Source organism: Bradyrhizobium sp. 62B, assembly GCF_030272265.2.
Taxonomy (GTDB): domain Bacteria; phylum Pseudomonadota; class Alphaproteobacteria; order Rhizobiales; family Xanthobacteraceae; genus Bradyrhizobium.
The window spans coordinates 5,537,002-5,557,069 of sequence record NZ_CP092841.2 but is presented as its reverse complement, the minus strand read 5'-3'; the positions used below and the strand labels follow the sequence as shown (position 1 = coordinate 5,557,069).

The following is a 20,068-nucleotide window of genomic DNA, read 5'->3' as shown; positions in this document are numbered from 1 at the left end:
TAGGTCAGAATTTTAGTTGCGTACCTCAAAAATTGAAGGCAGGATTGCAGTCAAGGAATAAGATCGGCTGGGAGGATGTGATGAGACTGCTCGGGAAGCTGGGACTCGCCGCTGCCGCATGCCTGCTTGGCGCCCAAATCGCTGCAGCCGATACGACCGTCAAATGGCTCCACATCGAAGCCAACCCCGTCCAGGTGAAGCTCTGGGAGGAAGTTGCGCGCGCCTATGAGGCGTCGCACCCCGGCGTGAAGGTCGAGATGCAGTTCCTCGAGAACGAGGCCTACAAGGCCAAGCTGCCGACCATCCTGCAATCCAAGGACCGGCCGAACATCATCTACAGCTGGGCCGGCGGTGTGCTGAAGACGCAGATCGAGGCCGGCGTGCTCGATGACATCACCGACCAGGTGAAGGGCTATAGCGACAGCCTCACCCCGGCCGCGCTCGCTGCGTTCACGAGCAATGGCCGCGTCTATGGCCTGCCCACCGCGTTGTCGCAGGTCGGCTTCCTCTGCAACAAGGAACTGATGGCCAAGGCCAAGGTCGATCCCGCCGGAATCAAGAGCTGGAACGATCTGCTCGCCGCGGTGAAGACACTCAAGGCGGCCGGCGTTACGCCGATCGTGGTCGGCGGCGCGGACAAATGGCCGCTGCATTTCTACTGGACCCATCTTGCGGTGCGCATCGGCGGCAAGCCGGCCTTCGATGCGGCGTTGAAGGGCGAGAACGGCGGCTTCGCCGGCGAGACCTTCCAGAAATCAGGCGAGCTGTTCAAGCAGCTAGTCGATCTCCAGCCGTTCCAGAACGGCTTCCTCGGCTTCAAGAACCCGCAGGCCGTCGGCTATTTCGGCGACGGCAAGGCGGCGATGACCTTGGCGATTTCCACCGTCTATCATCTGCAGCGCGCGCTCGCCGCCGACAAGACGGGTCTGTCCGAAGACAAGATCTGCTGGTTCGATTTCCCGGTCGTATCGGGCGGCAAGGGCGCGCCGACGGATACGCTTGGCGGCATCACCGGCTGGCTGATCACCAAGGGCTCGCCGAAAGAAGCCGTCGATTTCCTGAAATACTTCGTCTCGAAGGACGTGCAGACGCGGCTTGCGGCGGGCAACTTCATCATCCCGGTCGTGCAGGGCGCGGACGCCGGCCTCAACAATTCATTCATGAAGCTGATCGCGGCCAATCTCGCGAAGTCGAACTACCACCAGAACTTCTATGACCAGAGTCTCGGCCCCTCGGTCGGCCGCGTCGTCAACGACGTCACCGCGGAGATCGCCGGTGGCAGCATGAGCCCGCAGGACGCCGCGAAAGCGATCGAAGCGGCGTGGAAGCAGGGTAACTGACGGTGGAACGACGCATCGCAAGCGTGCCGGCGATGGGCGTTGCGAAGCCGTCGTTCTCGCCGCTTGCGGTCCGCGGCCCAAGCTGGGACGGCCGCTTCACTGTCCTCATCCTGTTCCTGCCGCCGGCGCTGCTGCTGTTCACGCTATTCGTGGTCTTGCCGATCGGCGAGGCCGCCTGGTACTCGGCGTTCAACTGGAACGGGTTCGGCAAACCCACCAACTGGATCGGCCTGGACAATTACCGTTTTGTGCTGGAGACGCGCGCCTTCTGGCTCGCGCTGCGCAACAATGGACTGATCATCGCGGTCTCGCTCGCGATCCAGCTGCCGCTCGCGCTGACGCTGGCCCTGATGCTCGCGGAACGCTTTCGCGGAGCCGTGGCGCTGCGCATGCTGTTCTTCATGCCCTATATCCTCGCCGAGATCGCGACCGGGCTGATCTTCTCCTTCGTCTATGACGGCGACTACGGCCTCGTCGCCTCGATCTGGCGCAGCTTCGGCGCCGAGCCGCCGCATCTGCTCGCCTCGACCGACACCGCGATGCTGGCGGTGCTGATCGTGATCGTGTGGAAATATTTCGGCTTCCACATGATGTTGTTCATCGCGGCACTCCAGGGCCTCGACAAGAGCCTGGTCGAGGCGGCCCGGATCGACGGCGCAACGCGAACGCAGGCGCTGCGCCATGTCGTCATCCCCCTGCTTTATCCGACGATCCGGCTCTCCGTGTTCTTCGCGATCGTCGGCTCATTGCAGCTGTTCGATCTCGTGATGCCGCTGACGCGCGGAGGACCGGCGGATTCCTCCAACACGATGGTCAGCTTCCTCTACAACAACGGCATTTCGCGGATGCGCGTCGGCTACGGCAGCGCCATAGGCGTCATCCTGTTCGTGATTTGCGTGACCTTTGCCTTCACCTACAAGCGATGGTTCATGCGCGATGAGTAGGGCCGTGACCACCCGCGCGCCGTTCGATCCGGCCGTGCTGTTCAAGGCGGCGTTCCTCGCCGTTGTTGCCGTCTTCGTGCTGGTGCCGCTGCTCGCGACCCTGCTCGGCGGCTTCAAATCGCTCGGCGAGTTGCGCGTCAATCCGTTCGGCTGGCCCACGCACTGGGAATGGCAGAACTATGCCGACATCCTGTTCTCGGCCCGCTACTGGCAGCTGCTGCGCAACTCGCTGATCATCTCGACCCTCACGGTGACCTTGACCTTGATCGTCGCCTCGATGGCAGCGTTCACCTTCGCCCACGTCAGATTCTTCGGCAGCTCGATGCTGCTGAGCTATTTGACGCTCGGCCTGCTGTTTCCGGCCGCAACGGCCGTGCTGCCGCTGTTCATCAAGGTACGCGATCTCGGATTGCTCGATACCTATTTCGGCGTCGCGCTGCCGCAGGTCGCCTTCAGCCTTGCCATGAGCGTGCTGCTGCTGCGGCGCTTCTTCAGGGATATTCCCTATGAGCTGCTCGAGGCCGCGCTGGTCGACGGCTGCAGCTACATCAAATTCTTCCGCTACGTGACATTGCCGTTGTCGCGGCCGATCTTGGCGACCGTCGGCACCATCACCTTCGTCAACAGCTGGAACGCCTATCTGCTGCCGCTGGTGATGCTCAACACCGACGCGCTCTATCCCTGGCCGCTCGGCATCATGATTTACCAGGGCGAGTATTCGTCCGAATGGCACCTGATCCTGGCCTTCATCACGCTCACCATCCTGCCGACGATCATTCTGTTCCTGCTGGCACAGAAGCACATCGTCGCCGGCCTCACCGCAGGCGCCGTCAAGGGATGAGCGGGACTTCACGGAGAGCACAATGAGAAAAGTCGGCGTCGGAATCATCGGCTGCGGTGTGATCAGCACCGCCTACCTCAAGGCAGCGCAGTGCTTCCCGGTCATGGAGGTGAGGGCGCTCGCCGACATGCGCAGCGATGTGGCGGAGCGGCAGGGCGCGGCCTTCGGGCTGCCGGCGATGCGGGTCGATCAGCTGCTCAAGCGCGACGACGTCGAGATCGTCGTCAATCTCACCGTGCCGCTCGCCCACACCGATGTCAGCCTCGCGGTGCTGAACGCCGGCAAGCACGTTCATTCCGAGAAGCCGCTCGGCATCAACGTCGCGGAGGCCCGCAAGGTGATGGATCTCGCCGCGCAGAAAAGCCTTCGCGTCGGCTGCGCGCCCGACACGTTCCTCGGCGGCGGGCACCAGACCGCGCGCAAGCTGATCGACGACGGCGCGATCGGCACCCCCGTCGCCGGCAGCGCCTTCTTCGGCTGTCCCGGCCATGAGCGCTGGCATCCGGCGCCCGGCTTCTACTACTTGCGCGGCGGCGGGCCGATGCTCGACATGGGCCCGTATTACATCACCGATCTCGTGCAGCTCCTGGGGCCGGTCGCGAGCGTGATGGGCTCGACCGCGCGCCCGCGATCGGAGCGTCTGGTCACGAGCCAGCCGATGAACGGCAGCTTGATCCCGGTCGAGGTGTCGACCCACGTCGCGGGCACGCTCGAATTCGAGAGCGGGGCGGTGGTCTCGATCACCATGAGCTTCGACGTGCCGAAGCACCGGCACGCGCCGATCGAGATCTATGGCGACAAGGGCAGCATGCTGGTGCCGGACCCGAACCGCTTCGGCGGCGAGGTGCAGGTTGCGAAGACCGGCGGCGAATTCGAGACGGTGCCGCTGACGCACGGCCATGTCGAAGGCGAGTTCCGCTCTATCGGTGTCGCCGACATGGCCGCCGCGATCCTGAACAACCGCCCGCATCGCGCCAGCGGTGCGCTGGCTTTCCACGTGCTGGAGGTGATGGAGGCGTTCCAGACCTCCGCTGACGAAGGGCGGCGTGTCAAGATCGAGAGCCGCGTCGAGCGGCCGGCGATGCTGCCGGCCGGACGTGAAACCGGACAGATCGACTGAGGGAATGACCATGCGCAAGGCATTGATTGTATGGGGCGGCTGGCCGGGACACGATCCCGATTTGTGCGCCTCGATGATCCGCGGCTGGCTGAAGGCGGAAGGTTTCGAGGTCCGGATCGAGACCACGACAGAGGCATTCGGCGATCCCGGGATCCATGATCTGTCGCTGATCATCCCGATCTACACGATGTCGAAGATCGAGAAGGCGGACGCGCTCAATCTCTGTGCGGCGGTGCGTGGCGGCGTCGGGCTTGCCGGTCACCATGGCGGCATGTGCGATGCGTTCCGCGATTCCGTGGACTACCAGTTCCTGTGCGGCGGGCAGTGGGTGGCGCATCCCGGCAACATCATCGACTACAAGGTCGACTTGACGAAGCCGGACGACCCCATCATGAAGGGCCTGAACAGTTTCGAGCATCGTTCCGAGCAATATTACATGCATGTTGACCCCGCCAACGAGGTCCTGGCGACGACCAGCTTCACCGGCGAGCACGCGCCCTGGATCGACGGCGTGGTGATGCCGGTGGTCTGGAAGAAGCGTTACGGTGCGGGCAGGGTGTTCTATTCCTCGCTCGGCCACCGTGCCTACGAGCTCGACGTGCCCGAGATCCGGACGTTGATGACCCGCGGCATGCTGTGGGCGGCGCGCGAATGACGGCTGGCGCGATGCAGCCAGCCGTTCGCGCCACGCTGGAGGACGTCGCGCGTGCGGCGGGCGTTTCGCTTGCGACCGTCGATCGCGTCGTCAACCGGCGCGAGGGCGTCCGCGCCAAGACCGTTGCGCGTGTCGAGGCCGCCGTCGCCAAGCTCGGCTACCGCGCGGACGTGGCGGCCGCCCGGCTGGCGCGCGGGCAGAGTTTTCGCTTCGCCTTCGTGCTGCCGACCGGCAGCAACAGCTTCATGACCAATCTGACCGAGCAGGTCCAGCGCACCACGGAGTGGCTCGCCGGTCAACGCGGCTTCATCGATATCCTCCATGTCGACGTGTTCGATCCGGATGTGCTGGCGGGCGCGCTCGAAAACCTGTCGCCGGCCTATCAGGGCGTCGCCGTCATCGCGCTGGACCATCCCAGGGTGCGCGCCGCCATCGACGAGCTCACCGCGCGCGGGGTCGCCGTGGTCACGCTGGTGTCGGACGCGCCGAGTTCGCGCCGCCTGCATTATGTCGGTATCGACAACCCGGCCGCGGGGCGGACTGCCGCAACGCTGATGGGACGATTCCTGGCCGGGCGCGAGGGAACGGTCGCCGTGATCGCGGGATCGTTGTCGCTGCGCGATCATACCGAGCGGCAGTTCGGCTTCCACCAGATCCTGTCCAGCGAATATCCAAGCCTGGTCGCGCTCCCGGTCATCGAAGGCCGCGACGACAGCGAGCGGACGCGGGAGCTCACCGCCGCGCTGCTCGCGCACCATGCCGACCTTCGCGGCATCTACTGCTGTGGCGCCGGAAACCGCGGCATCGCCGATGCGCTCGAGGCCTCCGGCCGCGCACGCGAGGTGGTCTGGATCACCCACGAGCTCACTCAGCACACGCGGCGATTCCTGGTCCGCGGCACGCTCGATGCCATCATCAACCAGGATCCTGGGCACGAGGCACGGTCTGCGGCGCGCATCCTGCTCGCGCATTGTTCGGGCGAGCCCATCAGCCCCGACCAGGAACGCATCCGCATCGACATTTTCCTGAGGGACAATCTGCCGTAACGTCGCACATCGCGGGCAGTGCGCACGCTCCGGTACGCTGACTGTTGAATGTTACCGCGGCGGCGGTGGAGGAGAAAAAACCTTCTCCGTCAGATGGACATGCGACAACGTTGTCGCTGCCATGATACCGCATAGGACGGGCTTGAAGCGGGGCCCTTGCTGAAAGTTCCCGCTTTTGATCCGGCTCAAGATTTTGACCCGGCTGGTTCATTAGAATGCGGTTCCCAGGGGGTGCCACGTTGCATCCCGCCTCGGCAGCTTCGCCTCTGGGATGATGACGTCAACCGAGCCGCGTGAAACGCGGGAATGAGTTCATGCCCACATACTATTTCGATATGAAGGATGGGGTCCCTGTTCGTGACAGGTCCGGATTGGAGCTTGTGAGCGATGGTGCCGCCATCGTGCACAGCAAGAGCCTGGCCGACAAGGTGCGCAGGGATAAGCCCAAAGGCCACCCCGACCTCCGGATCGTCGTCATCGATGAGAGCGGCCGGGAAGTCCACCGCGAGCAGATCTATCCAGACGCGACCTGACTCTTATCTCGGGCGTTGCGGAACTGCGATTGCCGGCCGTTTGGCGATGTTCGCCGAGATCAGATAGGCAATGGCAATGGCGATGATCGTCGCCATTAGTCCTGCGGAAAGCCCGGTAAAGCCGAATGCGCCTCCCCACGGGCCAAGCGCGAGCGCCACGCCGGCAAGCAGGGCGCCGAGAGATGTCGCGATCAGGATGTTGTGCGGGCGGTTCGCGCGCCACGGCAATTTGCGAGAACGGATCACGAAGATCACCAGGATCTGGGTCGTGATCGATTCCAGGAACCATCCGGTTTGAAACATCGGCGCATCCGCATCGAACAGCTTGAGGAGAACGGCGAAAGTGATCGCGTCGAACAGGGACGACACCATTCCCATGATGATGGTGAAGCGGAGGATGCTTGCCATGTCCCAGGATTCGGGCCCGGCAACGTCTTCAGGGTCGACGTCATCGAAGGGGATGCCGATTTCGGAGAGATCGTAGATCAGATTATTCAGGAGGATCTGCAGCGGCAGCAACGGCAGGAAGGGAAGGATGATCGAGGCGAGGGCCATCGACAGCATGTTGCCGAAATTCGAGCTCGTTCCCATCCGGACATATTTCAGGATATTGGCAAACGTCCTGCGCCCTTCGCGCACGCCGGCCGCGAGCACGGACAGGTCGGGCGCCAGCAAGATCATGTCGGCGGCCGCGCGGGCGACCTCGGTCGCGCCCGTGACGGATATGCCGACATGAGCGGCATGGAGCGCGGGGGCGTCATTGACGCCGTCCCCGATGAAGCCGACGACGTGATTGCGGTGCCGGAGCGCGGCGATGATCCGTCGTTTCTGATCGGGGTCGATCCGGGCAAACAGGTCGATGTCATCGACCCGGGCAACCAGCGCGGCATCGGTGAGCTCGGAGATCTCGGCGCCGGTCATGATCCGGTCCGCTCTGAGGCCGACGGATCGCGCGACGTGCGCGACCACGGCGCCATGGTCACCCGAAATGATCTTGATGGTCACGCCGAGCGAGCTGAGCGCGTCGATCGCCGAGGCTGCATCCTGCTTCGGCGGGTCGGCGAAGGCACAAAAGCCGATCAGGGTCAGATGGGTCTCGTCGCCGACGGCAATGGTCTGCTGGCCGGCCGGAATGGATTTGATGGCGACGGCAAGGAGCCGGAAGCCGTCGCCGGCATAACGCGCCTGGATGTCGGCCATCTTCTGTTGCCAGGCAGCGTCGAGCGGATGAGCCAGACCATCGATTTCCACGGCAACGCAGCGCGACAGGATGGATTCCGGCGCCCCTTTGGCGATCAGCGTCTGCTCGCCGTTGCGTACCGCTAGAACGGACAGGCAGCGCCGCTCGAAGTCGAACGGGACCTCCGAGAGCCGAACCCAGCCGTCGAGATCATCGCGGCTCGCTGACAGGATCGCGTCATCGAGCGGGCTTCTCACGCCGGCCTGGAACGTGCTGTTCAGGCGGGCGAGGCTCAGAACGTGGTCACTGGATCGCCCCTGCGGCTCGATATGCGCCGCCAGGGTGATCCTGGCTTCCGTGAGCGTGCCGGTCTTGTCGACACAAAGCGTGTCCATCGCCCCCAGATCGTGGATCGCGGACAACCGCTTGACGATGACCTTTCGCTTCGCCATGCGCAGCGCGCCGCGGGCGAGGGTCACCGTCATCACCATCGGCAGCAGTTCGGGCGTCAAGCCGACGGCGAGCGCGACGGCGAAGAGGAAGGACTCCATTGCGTTACGTTGCGCGACGAGATGAGCCATCAGCACGAAGAGAGTGAGGAAGAGTGTCAGCCGAAGGATCAGAAGTCCGAGCCTGCGGACACCTTGCTCGAGAGCCGTGGGTGGTGAGTTGGCGGCCATTGCCGAGGCGATCGCGCCAAAGCGCGTCCGGCCTCCCGTCGTCACGACCAACATCTTGCCGCTTCCGCCGACGGTACTGGTTCCCGCGAACAGGGCGTTCGTGGCGTCCGCCGGCAATGAAGCAGAGCAGGCGCCGTCCGTCTTGAACGCCGGGAACGGCTCGCCTGTCATCAGGGCTTCATTGACCTGCAGATCCTGCGCCTCGAGAACGATGCCGTCGGCCGGTATCAAATCGCCGATACGGAGCTTCACGACGTCCCCCGGGACGAGAGCCGTCACCGAAATCGTGGCATCCTTGCCGTCCCTGACAACGTCAGCCTGGATCGCCACCGATTCCCGCAACGTCTCGGCCGTGAGCTCGGCGCGATGCTCCTGGACGATATCGAGCGTGATGGACAGGGACAGCACGGTTGCGATGATGGCAAAGCTGCCGATATCGCCGCTCAACCCGGATACGAGCGCCGCCGCCAGCAGTATGGCAACCAGCGGGTTCCAGAGACGCTGGCCGAGCTTGCGCAGGGCTGACCGGCCTTGGGAGGCGTCGACGCGGTTTGCGCCGACGATCGCCAGCCGTCGGTCGGCTTCGATGCGTGACAGGCCGTCCGGGCCGGAGCCGAGCGCGCGATAGAGCTCGTCCTTTGGCGTTTGCCAGAACGTTGCAGCCAAGGGCTTGGCCAGGCTAAATCGTTCGATCATGAATGGGCTCGGCGGTCGCTGACACTTGGGCGAAACCAGGGTACGGGGCTGCTCGATTTCCGGATTGATGCAACGCAATCCAGCCCCGGCCGGCATGCTCACGCCGTCACGAGGCAGACACCAAGAGCAACGATCATCGCGAGCGGGCTGGCCGCATCAATGCCTGCGGCTGTTTCCCGACGGCGGAAATATCTGATTGGCGGGCGGTTGCCCGCCGGTCGGAACGGCGATGGCAATGAAGCCGCGGCCCATCGAGCCGTGACAAGCATTACAGCCGTCGGTCAGCACGCGCATGGAAGCGGCGAACTTGCGATCGTCGCCCGCCGCGATCGCGTCGGCGATTGACAGCAGCGGCTCCTTCATCGTGGTCACGTTGCTGACGGGCACCGCCGGGTAGAAAATGGCTGCTTCGGCCAAGCTATTCGTCAGCTGCCGCAACTCATACGCGGCCAGGTCCCAGTTCTTCGCCTTGCCTGCATACCACAGCTTGAGATGCTCCAGCTGTGCCATGCTCATGACCTCGACGAGGCGAGGCGCTTCTTGTTTCGCGCTCGCGGAGGGCGGAAAGTCGGATTGAGCAATCGCGGATGTGATCGCGCCCACTGAAATCGCGAGAACCGCGCACCAATTCTTCAGCATCATCCGACCATTCCCTGCTGATTTGAGCGTCTTGAATATCAGCGCCGCGGGCAGCGCTCTTGCGCTGAATCAATCCTTCCGCGCTGCCCGGGGTATTGCGCCCTTCGTTTGTCGCGAAAGGGCGCCAGTACCCACGGCGTCATGGCCGGGCTTGTCCCGGGCGTCCACGCCTTGCCACGCAGCACAAAGAACGTGGGTGCCCGGGCCCTCGCCGCGCCGAAGCGGCTTCGGCCGCGCAGCCGGGACAAGCCCGGGCATGACAACTTCTGCTGAATGTTCAAATGCGATTTCCCATTGTCGTGAATGGCATCGCAGTTTGCGCCTCGACAAAGTGGCCGCGACTGCAGCCGCTTACCGTTTCGAGCGCCGACACGGGATTTCGTGCGCGGACGATGGGAAGCAATTCGTGATCGGAACCAGCCTTTGTAAATGGGCCATCAGTTACTTCGCGGTCGCAATCGTATGGCTGCTGCTTGCAGAAGCGCTGATCGTCATCGGATTCGGCTTTCCGAACCAGGACATCGGCGGCCCGGATACGCTCGTCGTCGTTCACATGGTCAGCATCGGCTGGTTGAGCACCGTCCTGTGTGGCGCGCTGTTCCAATTCGTGCCGGTGCTGGTCGCAAGGCCGCTCTATGCGGAGCGTTGGACGCTGCCGGCTCTCGCGCTGCTGACGCTGGGGCTGACGGTTCTGCTCGCAGGCTTTCTGGTTCTAGGCGGGCACTTCAACGGGCCGCCCTGGCTGCTTCCCCTTGGCGCTGGCCTGCTGATCGCAGGGTTCGCTCTGGTCGTTGCCAATCTCGGCATGACGCTATGGTCGGCCCGTCCCTTGCCCGGACCGGCGCGGTTCGTCGCGGGTGGGCTTGCCTGCATCTGTGTCACGGCGACATTCGGCGGCCTGTTCTCGCTTGTGCTGTCCGGAACCGCTACCGGGGCGCAATGGCCGGACCTGCTGGTCTCCGGCATTCCGATCCACGCGATTGCGGGGCTTGGTGGTTGGCTGACATTCACAGCGATGGGCGTCAGCTATCGCCTGCTTGCGATGTTCATGCTCGCGCCCGACGGCGATGCGCGGCTCGGCCGGCTGGCCTGGCTTGCCGGCATCGCCGCGCTGGCTGTCGGACTTGTCGGCGGCGTGCTTGCGCTCTGGCGCATGACCGGGCTGAATTTGGCGCTTCTGCTTGCAGGAGCGGCAGCGCTGCTGTCGCTGGCCGCCTACGGTCGCGACGTGCTCAGCCTGCACAGGACCCGCAAACGTCGTGCGCTCGAGCTCAACACGGGCATGAGCCTCGTCGCGCTGGCGAGTCTCGCCGCCGCCGCAATGCTGGGCGCTACGCTTCTTGCGACCGGCGCCTTCTCATCCCATGTCGGGGCGCTGGTCTTTCTCGTCGCGTTCGGCTGGCTCACCGGCCTCGTGCTCGCCAATCTCTACAAGATCGTGCCGTTCCTGACCTGGCTCGAGACCTACGGCCCGGTGATGGGCAGAGTGCCGACGCCGCGCGTCCAGGATCTCGTTGCCGAGCGCCGCGCGTTGAAATGGTTTGTGCTGTTCTTTGCCGGAAGCTGGACGGCGACGTTGATGCTGCTATTCGACGCCGCACTCGGCTTCCGCATCGCCGTCGCTGTGGTGACGCTTGCGACGCTCGGCCTGAGCGAGGAGTTCATCAGGGCTCGGCGGCTTGCGGACGTAGCGGAGCCGCTGCGCCTGCCGACGGGAGCGGCCATGCCTCATCTTCTGGTCTCACGGAACTGAAAGGAGATTGCCATGACCGCATTCGTCGACGTCGATGTCCGGCCGATCCTGCGCGCAGGCGGCGAGCCGTTCTCGATCATCATGGCCGCGCTCGAACGGCTCGAACCCGGAGAGGGGCTGCGGCTCTATGCTCCCTTCAAGCCGGTTCCTCTGTTCGACGTCATGGCGAGCAAGGGCTTTGCTCATCGCGAGGCCGAGCTGGAAGGCGGCGAATGGGAGATCCGCTTCATGCCGGACGATGGCTCGGTCGGAATAGCTGAACCGGCCTCCGCTGCCGCGAGCGACGACGATTGGCCGGAGCCGATGGTGCGCATTCTGGCTGCCCTGGAACGGCTCGCGCCGGGCCAGACGCTCCACGCCCTGCTCAGTCGCGAACCGGTCTTCCTGTTTCGGGAGCTGGAGAAGCGCGGCCATCAATGGCGCGGCGACTTCACGCCGCAAAAGGATTCCTATCAACTGACGGTGAGGGTGCACGCATGACCTTCCATGATGAGGATCTCGTCGCCAGGATAAAGCAGGCGCTGAAGGTGGTGATCGATCCGGAGCTCGGGCACAACATCGTCGACCTCGGCTTCATCTATGATGTCCAGGTCGACGACGGCGCCGTGCACATCACCATGACGGCGACGACACGCGGCTGTCCCGCCGCGTCCTTCCTCAAGGTGGGGGTCGCGAGCAGCGCATGCCTCGTTCCCGGAGTGGACTCGGTCGACGTCACCATGACGTTCGACCCGCCCTGGCAACCCTCGATGATCTCGCCGGGCGTCAGGTCGTCGCTCGGCTTTGCCGAGGTGAATTGAGCTGGCGAGGCGACTGCGCCGGCTACTCGCCTTCGGAGCCGGGGCCGGACCAGATCTTTGCGGGTGCGCGCAGCCTCGCGAGGTCGAGCAGGTTGATCGCCCGGGCGGCGATCTGGTCGATCACCTCGTCCATCGACTGTGGTTTTAGATAGAAGGCCGGCATCGGCGGGGCAATGATCGCGCCGATCTCGGTCGCCTTCAGCATGCTGCGCAAATGGCCGAGATGCAGCGGGCTCTCGCGGACCAGCAACACCAGCCGGCGCCGTTCCTTGAGCTGCACGTCGGCCGCGCGGGCCAGGAGGTTGTCGAGCTGCCCCCAGGCGATCGCCGAGAGCGTACGGATCGAGCACGGCGCCACGATCATACCCGCGACCGGATAAGAGCCGCTGGCGATCGCGGCCCCGATGTCCGAATGAGAATGGTCGCGGAAGGCGAGCGCGCGCACCCGCGCCAGCGCATTGCTGCCCACTTCTTCGTTCAAGGTTCGCTCGGCCGCGGGCGAGACCACGAGATGCACCGCGTAATCCGGATTGTCGGCCAGCAATTCGACGATGCGCATGCCGATCGCGGCGCCCGAGGCGCCGCTGATGCCGACGATGATGCCTTGCCGCCCGCTCATGAGAGGGCCGGGGCGCGCGCCGTGGTGGACAGGCCGAGTGTAGCCCACATCGCATCGATGCGCGCGACCACGGCAGGATCCATGGCCAGCGGAACGCCCCATTCGCGATCCGTCTCCGGTGGGATCTTGGTGGTGGCGTCGATGCCGAGCTTGCCGCCAAGCCCCGATTTCGGCGAGGCGAAGTCGAGATAGTCGATCGGCGTGTCGGTGAGGGTCACGAGGTCGCGCGAGGCATCGCTGCGCGTCGAGACGGCCCACATCACGCCCTGCCAATCGCGGACGTCGATATCGTCGTCGACCACGATCAGGAGCTTTGTGTAGCTGAACTGCGGCAGCATCGACCACAGGCCCAGCATCAGCCGCCGCGCTTGTCCGGGATAGCGCTTCTTGATCGCCGCGACCGCGATCCGGTAGGAGCAGGCCTCCGGCGGCAGCCAGCAATCGGTCACCTCAGGGAATTGCTGACGGATCAGCGGAACGAACAGGCGATTGAGCGCCTCGCCGATCCGCGACGGCTCGTCCGGCGGCCGGCCCGTGAAGGTCGAGAGGTAGACGGGCTGCCGCCTGGTGGTGATCGCCGTCACGCGCATCACCGGGAATTCCTCGACGGAATTATAGTACCCGGTGTGATCGCCATACGGACCCTCGGGCGCGGTTTCGGTCGCGGAGACGAAGCCCTCGATGACGATCTCGGCCTCGGCCGGGATCGCGAGCGGGACGGTGAGGCATGGCGCGAGGTCGGGCCGCTCGCCGCGCAAGATGCCGGCGAAGCGCAGCTCCGACATCGTCTCGGGAAGCGGCAGCACCGCCGCCAGGATGGTGGCGGGGTCGGCTCCGATGACGATCGCGACCGGCATGTCGCGCCCGATCGCCTTCCATTGCTGGTGATGCCGGGCGCCGCCGCGATGCGCGAGCCAGCGGATGATGGCGCGGTCGCGGCCGAGCACCTGCATGCGGTAGACGCCGACATTCTCCTCCTGGTCGGCCGTCGCGGATTCCGGCGGCACGGTGATCACGAGCGGCCAGGTGATCAGCGGCGCCGGCTCGCCGGGCCAGCAGATCTGGACCGGCAATCGCGCGAGATCGATGTCGGGCCCCATCGTGACGCAATCCTGGACCGGTGCCGCCGTGCGCGTGCGCGGACGCGTCGCCAGCGCGGCGCGGGCGAGCGGAAGCTTGTCGAAGACATCCCTGATGCTGTTCGGCGGTCGCGGCGCGCGGAGCTCGGCCATCAGCGCGCCAAGCTCTTCGAGACGGTCGGGCGCGATTCCCATGCCCCATGCGATCCGCTCGACCGTCCCGAACAGATTGGTGAGGAGCGGCATCTCCGAGGGGCGGCCATCGGCCCTGACCGGCTGCTCGAACAATAATGCCGGTCCGTGTACCTCAAGCACACGCCGGTGGATTTCCGTGATCTCGTGGACGACGGAGACCTTCTCGCGAATGCGTCGCAACTGTCCCCGGCTCTCGATGAAGCGCAGGAAGTCGGACAAGTCGCGAAAGCGCGGCACATCACGTTGCAACTGGACAAGCTCCCAAAAAATCACAGCTAGCCGTGTTGTTTTCGGTCTTCATTGTTCCCGCTCAAATACAGCGGCGTGCAATCCGTCCAGATGTGGGCCATGAATGATCCGTCCGCCGCATCGCCCGGCCAATTGCCGACGATTCCGCCGCTCGTCGCAATTGCCATGCGTCCGCTACCTCTGCTGCCGTTGCAGCTCGTTCTCGGCGGCGTCCTGCAGAGGATCCACCGGCGCAATCCTGCAATGTTCGACCGGCTCGGCGATCACGCGCGCGCGCGGTTCGGGATCAAGCCGATCGATCTGCCCTTTGCCTTCGTGGTCGAGGCGAGGCCGCCGCGCCTGTCCGTCGTGCGCGAGCTGCCGAAAGGCCTGGACGCGCGGATCTCCGCTTCGCTCGCCAATCTCCTGGCCCTGCTCGAAGGCAGGGTCGATGGCGATGCCCTGATGTTCTCGCGCGAGCTCGTCGTCGAGGGCGATGTCGAGGCGGTGCTGGCGTTGCGCAATGCGATCGACGACGCCCAGCTCGATCTCGCTACTGAAGTGTCCTCGTTGTTTGGTCCGCTGGGCGCGCCGGCGAGGCGCGCTTTCGCGGCCGCCCGTGGCCGCGTGATCGGCTCATCCGGCCAAGGCGAGTCATCGAGATGATGGAACTGATCTGTCCCGCCGGAACGCCGGCTGCGCTGAAGAGCGCCATCGATGCCGGCGCCGACGCGATCTATTGCGGCTTCTCCGACGAGACCAATGCGCGCAACTTTCCGGGATTGAATTTCAGCCGCGACGAGATGCGCAAGAGCATCGCGCTGGCGCATAGCCGCGGCGCGCGGGTCTTGGTGGCCATCAACACCTTCCCGCGCGCCTCCGCCGTCGACATCTGGCATCGCGCGGTGGACGATGCGGTGACTGCCGGAGCCGATGCGCTGATCCTCGCCGACATCGGCTTGATGGATTACACCGCGCGGCGCCATCCGAACCAACGTCTGCACGTCTCGGTTCAGGCCGCCGCCGCGAACCCGGATGCCATCGCCTTCTACGCCGAAAACTTCGGGGCGCGGCGCGTCGTGCTGCCGCGTGTCCTCAGCGTGCCCGAGATTGCCGAGATCACCCGCGAGTCCGCCTGCGAGACCGAGGTCTTCGTGTTCGGCGGGCTCTGCGTGATGGCGGAGGGGCGCTGCTCGCTATCGTCCTATGCGACCGGAAAGTCGCCGAACATGCAGGGCGTCTGCTCGCCGCCGAGCCATGTGACCTACGAACAGACCGCGGACGGGACGAAGTCGAGCTTGGGCGGCTTCACCATCAACCGGTTCGCCGTGAGCGAGCCCGCGGGCTATCCGACGCTGTGCAAGGGCCGCTTCTCGACCGCGCAGGGCGCCGGTTACATCTTTGAGGATCCCGTCAGCCTGGACGCCACGACCCTGCTGAGGGGCTTGCGCGATGCCGGCGTCACCGCGCTCAAGATCGAGGGCCGCCAGCGCGGCCGCGCCTATGTCGAAAGCGTGGTGCGCCATTTCCGTCACGCGCTCGCGGCGCTGGAGAGCGGGAGCGAGGCGGACATCGCAAGCCTGAAGCCGTTCACAGAAGGGCAGGCCTCCACGCTCGGCGCCTATCGCAAGAATTGGCGCTAATCGTTTCGACTATGTGAGGTCCGGAAGATGCAACTCAGCCTCGGTCCAGTTTTGTACAATTGGGCGCCGGAACGCTGGCGCGACTTCTATTTCCGTATCGCCGACGAAGCGCCTGTCGATGTCGTCTCAGTCGGCGAGATCGTCTGCTCGAAACGATCGCCGTTCTTTGCAGACCACATCCCGGCCGTGGTCGAACGGCTGCAAAGCGCAGGCAAAGAAGTGCTGCTCGGCTCGCTGATCCTGGTCTCGCTGCGGCGCGAGCGCCGCCAGACCGAAGAGCTCGCTTCGGCCGAAGGCGCACTGGTCGAGGTGAATGATCTGACCTGTCTCAGGACGCTGGCGGGCCGGGCGCACGCCATCGGGCCCTTCGTCAACATCTACAACGAAGCCAGCGCGGCCTTTCACGCCGCGCACGGGGCGAGGCGCATCTGCCTGCCGCCGGAGCTGCCGCTGGCTTCGATCGCGGCGATCGCGAAGGCAATCCCCGATGTCATCACCGAGGTGTTCGCGTTCGGCAGGGTGCCGCTCGCCATCTCCGCGCGCTGCTATCATGCGCGCCTCCACAAGCTCGCCAAGGACAATTGTCGCTTCGTCTGCGAGAAGGATCCGGACGGTCTGCTGCTGAACACGCTGGAGCAGCAGGAGTTCCTCACCGTCAACGGCGTGCAGACCCTGTCTCACAGCTGCGCCAATCTGCTGGGCGAGGCCGGCCTCCTGCGCGAGAGCAACGTTCGCTCGTTGCGCCTGTCGCCGCAGGATTGCGACATGGTCGAGATCGCCAGGGTCTTTCGCGACGTGCTCGACGGCCGCGACGATGTCGATGGCGGCAATCGCCGCCTTGCGGCGGCCTATCCCGGTGTGCCGTTCTCGAATGGGTTCCTGTGGGCCGAGCCAGGGCACCTCTATCGTCAGGCTCGATCAGGGGATGCGCAAGGCTCGGTCTCGCCTTAACCGGATCCAGCGACGCCGCTGCATCAGAAAGTGGTGGCCATCGCGGCCAGACGTCGGTGCGCCCTGTCACGCGCAGCCTCGATCGGCTGCTGCGGTCCGGTGGTTGGCCCGATCGGCACGAAACGGACATTGTCGATCCCAATGAAGCGCAGGATGTCCCGCAAATAGGGCGTTGCCATGTCGATGCGGCCGCGATTCATGCCGGTGGCGAAATCGCTGCCGCTGGCGAGAATCACCAGCGTCGGCCGGTCCTTCAGCAACGGGAGATAGCCCTGCGATGGGTCGAACCGAAAGGTCAGCCCGGGCTGGACGACGATGTCGAACCATTGCTTGAGCTTGTAGGGGATGCCGAAATTCCACATCGGCGTCGAGATCAGCACGCGATCGGCGAGCGCGAAGCGGGTCGCCATTCGCTCGGCCTCGGCAAAGCTGTCACGCTCCGCGTCGTTGAAGGCCTGTCCGTTCATCCGTGCATATTTGGCCTCGACGATGGGACCTGCGAATTCCGGCATCCGCTCCCGCCAGAGGTCGACGACATCGATGTCCCAGTCCGGCCGGGCCTGGCGAAAGCCGTCAAGAAAGACGCGCGCGCCGGCGCTCGAGACGGAGTCGGCGCGGGGCGAGCAGGACAGATGCAGGAGCTTGGCCACGGATCATCCCAACGCCCGGATGACGGCATCCGTCCGGGTGACGATGGCGACGTTCTGCATGGCGAAGTTGATCGAGGCGGCGTGCCAGTCCGCATTCATGGTCGAGCAGCAATCCTCCGGCACGATCATGAAGTAGCCTTTGTCGGCCCCGGTGCGGGCGGTGTGCTCCACCGACATGTTGGTCCAGGCGCCGGTGTTGATGATCATGTCGCGCCCGGTGGCCTTCAGGATCGTCTCCAGCCGCGTGCCCTCCCACGCGCTCATGCGCATCTTCTCGACGACGAAGTCGCCGGGCCGCGGCTCGAGACCGGAGACGGGCGCAGCGCCCCAGCTTCCGCGCACCATCGCCTTGCTGTCGACCAGCCCTTCGAACAGCGGCGCATTCAGCGTCACGCCGGGCGCGCCTGGCTCGACGACGAACCAGACATGGATGATGGCGACGCCTCGCGCGCGGGCGGTCTCCGCAAGGCGGCGGACATTCTCGACGACATGCTGCTGCTTGGCGTGGCCGGGCGCGCCTGATTCGGCGAAGGCGCCGCCGTCCATGATGACGTCGTTCTGCAGGTCCTGGATGATCATGGCGCAGCGCTGGGGATCGAGCCGCATCTCGCCGTCGGCGAGGATGGGCGCCTGCGGCACGGCGCTTGCGGTCGCACCGCCGCCGCTTCGCCGCCCGCTCATATAGGGCTCGTGCCGCGGGCCGACCTTGGTCGGAATCGCATAGACCGAATGGGTCGAGGTCAGGTACAGCGTGCGGAAATCCGGCCCGCCCCAGGCGAGGTTGGCGACCAGCTCGGCCACGCGCACCTTGCCGAGCAGCTCGCCGCGCGGCGAATAGACCCAGACGCCTCCGGGCGCGGTGACCCAGACATTGCCATGCTGGTCGCACTTCATGCCGTCGGGCAGGCCCGGCTCCAGTTCGGACTTGATGCCGCTTGCGAACACCCGGGCATTCGAGAGCGAGCCGTCGGCATTGACGTCGAAGACGCGGATCAGCGCCTGCACGGTGTCGTTGACATAGAGCAGCTTCTCGTCGGGCGAGAAGCACAGCCCGTTCGGCTGGTCGAACAGGTTTCGCTCGACCACGAGCTTCGGCTCGCTGCCGGGGACGACGCGATAGACGCCCTGGAAGCCGAGCTGGCGCGGCCGCTCGACACCAAAGACCGGCATCCGGCCGTACCAGGGGTCCGAGAAATAGATCGCGCCGGACGAGTGCACGCAGACGTCATTCGGGCTGTTCAGCTCCTGCCCCCCAAAATGCGACGCCAGCACCTCGCGCCGCCCGTCCGGCCGTTCGCGGATCAGCGATGATGTCGCGTGCTCGCAGACGATGAGGTTGAGCTCGGCATCGTAGGTCATGCCGTTGCATTTGTTGGAGGGGCGCTTGACCTCGGCGACGCCGCGCCGCGCATCCCAGCGCCGGCGCACGTCGCCCGGCATGTCCGAGAACAGGAGGTAGTGATCGACTGGATGCCAGATCGGCCCTTCCGTGAAGTCGAAACCCGTGCCGACCTGCGCGACCGGGGCATAGGGGTCGATCAGCGCTTCGAATTCGCTTCGTAAGGTGACGTGGGTCATCGGTCGATCCTCGAGTCGCGTTACGCCGGGAACCAGTTGCGTGCCGGCAGCGATTGCACGATCGGGCCGGGGACCTGGTCGTGCAGGCGTCCGACGACGTTGCCGCCTTCGATCTTGGCGGGACGGTCGTGCACCGGCAGCAGATAGCGCGAATTGCTCAGCAGCTTCTTGATCGAGGCCTTCTCCGCGCGCTTGCTGGTGCCGTGGTTGCCGGTGGTCCGCGGCTCCCAATCGTGGATCTCGTTGAACGGCGTCACGATCTGGTCGTTGAAGTCGTAGATCACGTCGCCGCAGATGGTGGCGATGCCATCGGCGGTCTCGACGATGACGTTCATCGAGCCCTCCGTATGCGCGTTGGCAGCGTCGCAATAGACGCCGGGCATCAGTTCGATCGGGCCGGTGATCTCGAGGTCGAGGAAGCGTAGCGCGCTCTTGGTGTGCAGCCGGTCGATCAAATGCTTGATGTCGGGCGCCGGATATTGCGGATGCATCAGGCCGGACACCGAATATTCGAGCTCCTTGCGGTTGAGCACGACGGTCGTGTTCATCGGAAACAGATCGTCCTTGCCGGCATGGTCGATGTGCAGATGGGTATGGCAGACGAAACGCACGTCGCCCATGCGCACGCCGTGGCGCGCGAGCTGGTTCTCGATCATGTTTTCGTGGTACTGCAGCCCGCGCATGCCCAGCGTCTCCATGATCTGGTTGGAGCGGTAGCCGGTGTCGACCACGACAGGATATTTCCCGCCGAGGATCAGAAAGCCGAGGGTGAGGACGCGGCGGGTGCGACCGCAGTCGCGGCCGAGCACCAGAAAGCTCGATTCCAGCTCGATATCGCCGTAGTCCAGGATCTTGATCTCCAGCGCCATTCGTTGCCCTCCCTGATCTGTTTCTTGTC

20 protein-coding genes are annotated in these 20,068 nt (G+C 64.9%); 13 read left to right on the top strand and 7 right to left on the bottom strand.

Annotated features, from left to right (window positions below; all coding sequences use genetic code 11):
• Positions 1 to 80 precede the first annotated feature (80 nt).
• The 7 genes from ML401_RS26655 to ML401_RS26625 all read left to right on the top strand — a co-directional run bounded on the left by ML401_RS26655 (position 81) and on the right by ML401_RS26625 (position 6,479).
• Entirely contained in the window at positions 81 to 1,340 is a 1,260-nt protein-coding gene (locus ML401_RS26655) for an extracellular solute-binding protein (RefSeq protein WP_285807494.1), read from the top strand.
• Positions 1,341 to 1,342: 2 nt separating this feature from the next.
• Positions 1,343 to 2,284 carry a carbohydrate ABC transporter permease gene (locus ML401_RS26650; protein WP_194403663.1) on the top strand — a complete coding sequence of 314 codons (942 nt, stop codon included), beginning with the start codon at positions 1,343 to 1,345 and terminating at the stop codon, positions 2,282 to 2,284.
• Complete coding sequence (locus tag ML401_RS26645) at positions 2,277 to 3,125, top strand: carbohydrate ABC transporter permease (RefSeq protein WP_285807493.1); 849 nt, start codon at positions 2,277 to 2,279, stop codon at positions 3,123 to 3,125. The genes ML401_RS26650 and ML401_RS26645 overlap by 8 nt, the downstream gene beginning before the upstream one ends.
• A 22-nt stretch (positions 3,126 to 3,147) precedes the next feature.
• Positions 3,148 to 4,245 carry a Gfo/Idh/MocA family protein gene (locus ML401_RS26640; RefSeq protein WP_285807492.1) on the top strand — a complete coding sequence of 366 codons (1,098 nt, stop codon included), beginning with the start codon at positions 3,148 to 3,150 and terminating at the stop codon, positions 4,243 to 4,245.
• A 10-nt stretch (positions 4,246 to 4,255) separates the two neighbouring features.
• Positions 4,256 to 4,900: a ThuA domain-containing protein gene (locus ML401_RS26635; protein WP_285807491.1), complete on the top strand. Its 645-nt coding sequence runs from the start codon at positions 4,256 to 4,258 to the stop codon at positions 4,898 to 4,900.
• Positions 4,897 to 5,946 carry a LacI family DNA-binding transcriptional regulator gene (locus tag ML401_RS26630; protein ID WP_285807490.1) on the top strand — a complete coding sequence of 350 codons (1,050 nt, stop codon included), beginning with the start codon at positions 4,897 to 4,899 and terminating at the stop codon, positions 5,944 to 5,946. The genes ML401_RS26635 and ML401_RS26630 overlap by 4 nt, the downstream gene beginning before the upstream one ends.
• 314 nt (positions 5,947 to 6,260) lie before the next feature.
• On the top strand, positions 6,261 to 6,479 hold the full coding sequence (locus tag ML401_RS26625) for a DUF6894 family protein (RefSeq protein ID WP_212067508.1): 219 nt from the start codon (positions 6,261 to 6,263) through the stop codon (positions 6,477 to 6,479).
• 3 nt (positions 6,480 to 6,482) lie between these two features.
• Here ML401_RS26625 and mgtA read toward each other — a convergent pair whose 3' ends face one another.
• Positions 6,483 to 9,035: a magnesium-translocating P-type ATPase gene (gene mgtA, locus ML401_RS26620; RefSeq protein ID WP_285807489.1), complete on the bottom strand. Its 2,553-nt coding sequence runs from the start codon at positions 9,033 to 9,035 to the stop codon at positions 6,483 to 6,485.
• 156 nt (positions 9,036 to 9,191) lie between these two features.
• On the bottom strand, positions 9,192 to 9,677 hold the full coding sequence (locus ML401_RS26615; RefSeq protein WP_285807488.1) for a hypothetical protein: 486 nt from the start codon (positions 9,675 to 9,677) through the stop codon (positions 9,192 to 9,194).
• Positions 9,678 to 10,080: 403 nt separating this feature from the next.
• Between ML401_RS26615 and ML401_RS26610 the strand changes: the two genes are divergently transcribed.
• The 3 genes from ML401_RS26610 to ML401_RS26600 are packed head-to-tail and all read left to right on the top strand — an operon-like array spanning position 10,081 to position 12,227.
• Positions 10,081 to 11,427: a hypothetical protein gene (locus ML401_RS26610; protein ID WP_285807487.1), complete on the top strand. Its 1,347-nt coding sequence runs from the start codon at positions 10,081 to 10,083 to the stop codon at positions 11,425 to 11,427.
• A 12-nt stretch (positions 11,428 to 11,439) separates the two neighbouring features.
• Positions 11,440 to 11,907, top strand: coding sequence for a DUF2249 domain-containing protein (locus ML401_RS26605; protein WP_285807486.1), 468 nt, complete (start codon positions 11,440 to 11,442; stop codon positions 11,905 to 11,907).
• The gene (locus tag ML401_RS26600; protein WP_285807485.1) at positions 11,904 to 12,227 is read left to right on the top strand and encodes a metal-sulfur cluster assembly factor; all 324 of its coding nucleotides are present in this window, start codon (positions 11,904 to 11,906) and stop codon (positions 12,225 to 12,227) included. The genes ML401_RS26605 and ML401_RS26600 overlap by 4 nt, the downstream gene beginning before the upstream one ends.
• Positions 12,228 to 12,249: 22 nt before the next feature.
• Here the strand turns inward: ML401_RS26600 and ML401_RS26595 are convergent, their stop codons facing one another.
• On the bottom strand, positions 12,250 to 12,846 hold the full coding sequence (locus ML401_RS26595; protein WP_285807484.1) for a UbiX family flavin prenyltransferase: 597 nt from the start codon (positions 12,844 to 12,846) through the stop codon (positions 12,250 to 12,252).
• The gene (locus tag ML401_RS26590) at positions 12,843 to 14,369 is read right to left on the bottom strand and encodes a UbiD family decarboxylase (RefSeq protein ID WP_285807483.1); all 1,527 of its coding nucleotides are present in this window, start codon (positions 14,367 to 14,369) and stop codon (positions 12,843 to 12,845) included. The genes ML401_RS26595 and ML401_RS26590 overlap by 4 nt, the downstream gene beginning before the upstream one ends.
• A gap of 99 nt (positions 14,370 to 14,468) precedes the next feature.
• On the opposite strand from ML401_RS26590, the gene ML401_RS26585 reads away from it, so the two are divergent.
• Genes ML401_RS26585 through ML401_RS26575 form a run of 3 tightly spaced genes read left to right on the top strand, consistent with a single transcriptional unit; the run spans position 14,469 to position 16,942 of the window.
• Complete coding sequence (locus tag ML401_RS26585) at positions 14,469 to 15,014, top strand: SCP2 domain-containing protein (protein WP_285807482.1); 546 nt, start codon at positions 14,469 to 14,471, stop codon at positions 15,012 to 15,014.
• Positions 15,014 to 15,991 (top strand): peptidase U32 family protein, encoded by a 978-nt coding sequence (locus tag ML401_RS26580; protein WP_285812748.1) that lies wholly within the window; start codon positions 15,014 to 15,016, stop codon positions 15,989 to 15,991. Before ML401_RS26585 ends, ML401_RS26580 begins: the two co-directional genes overlap by 1 nt.
• A 27-nt stretch (positions 15,992 to 16,018) precedes the next feature.
• Positions 16,019 to 16,942 carry a U32 family peptidase gene (locus ML401_RS26575; protein WP_285807481.1) on the top strand — a complete coding sequence of 308 codons (924 nt, stop codon included), beginning with the start codon at positions 16,019 to 16,021 and terminating at the stop codon, positions 16,940 to 16,942.
• A gap of 23 nt (positions 16,943 to 16,965) precedes the next feature.
• Here the strand turns inward: ML401_RS26575 and ML401_RS26570 are convergent, their stop codons facing one another.
• Genes ML401_RS26570 through ML401_RS26560 form a run of 3 tightly spaced genes read right to left on the bottom strand, consistent with a single transcriptional unit; the run spans position 16,966 to position 20,039 of the window.
• Positions 16,966 to 17,592, bottom strand: a complete 627-nt coding sequence (locus tag ML401_RS26570) for an FMN-dependent NADH-azoreductase (protein ID WP_285807480.1) — start codon at positions 17,590 to 17,592, stop codon at positions 16,966 to 16,968.
• 3 nt (positions 17,593 to 17,595) lie between these two features.
• Complete coding sequence (locus tag ML401_RS26565; RefSeq protein WP_285807479.1) at positions 17,596 to 19,170, bottom strand: isochorismatase family protein; 1,575 nt, start codon at positions 19,168 to 19,170, stop codon at positions 17,596 to 17,598.
• A 20-nt stretch (positions 19,171 to 19,190) separates the two neighbouring features.
• Positions 19,191 to 20,039, bottom strand: coding sequence for an N-acyl homoserine lactonase family protein (locus ML401_RS26560; protein WP_018318076.1), 849 nt, complete (start codon positions 20,037 to 20,039; stop codon positions 19,191 to 19,193).
• Between the last annotated feature and the right edge of the window lie 29 nt (positions 20,040 to 20,068).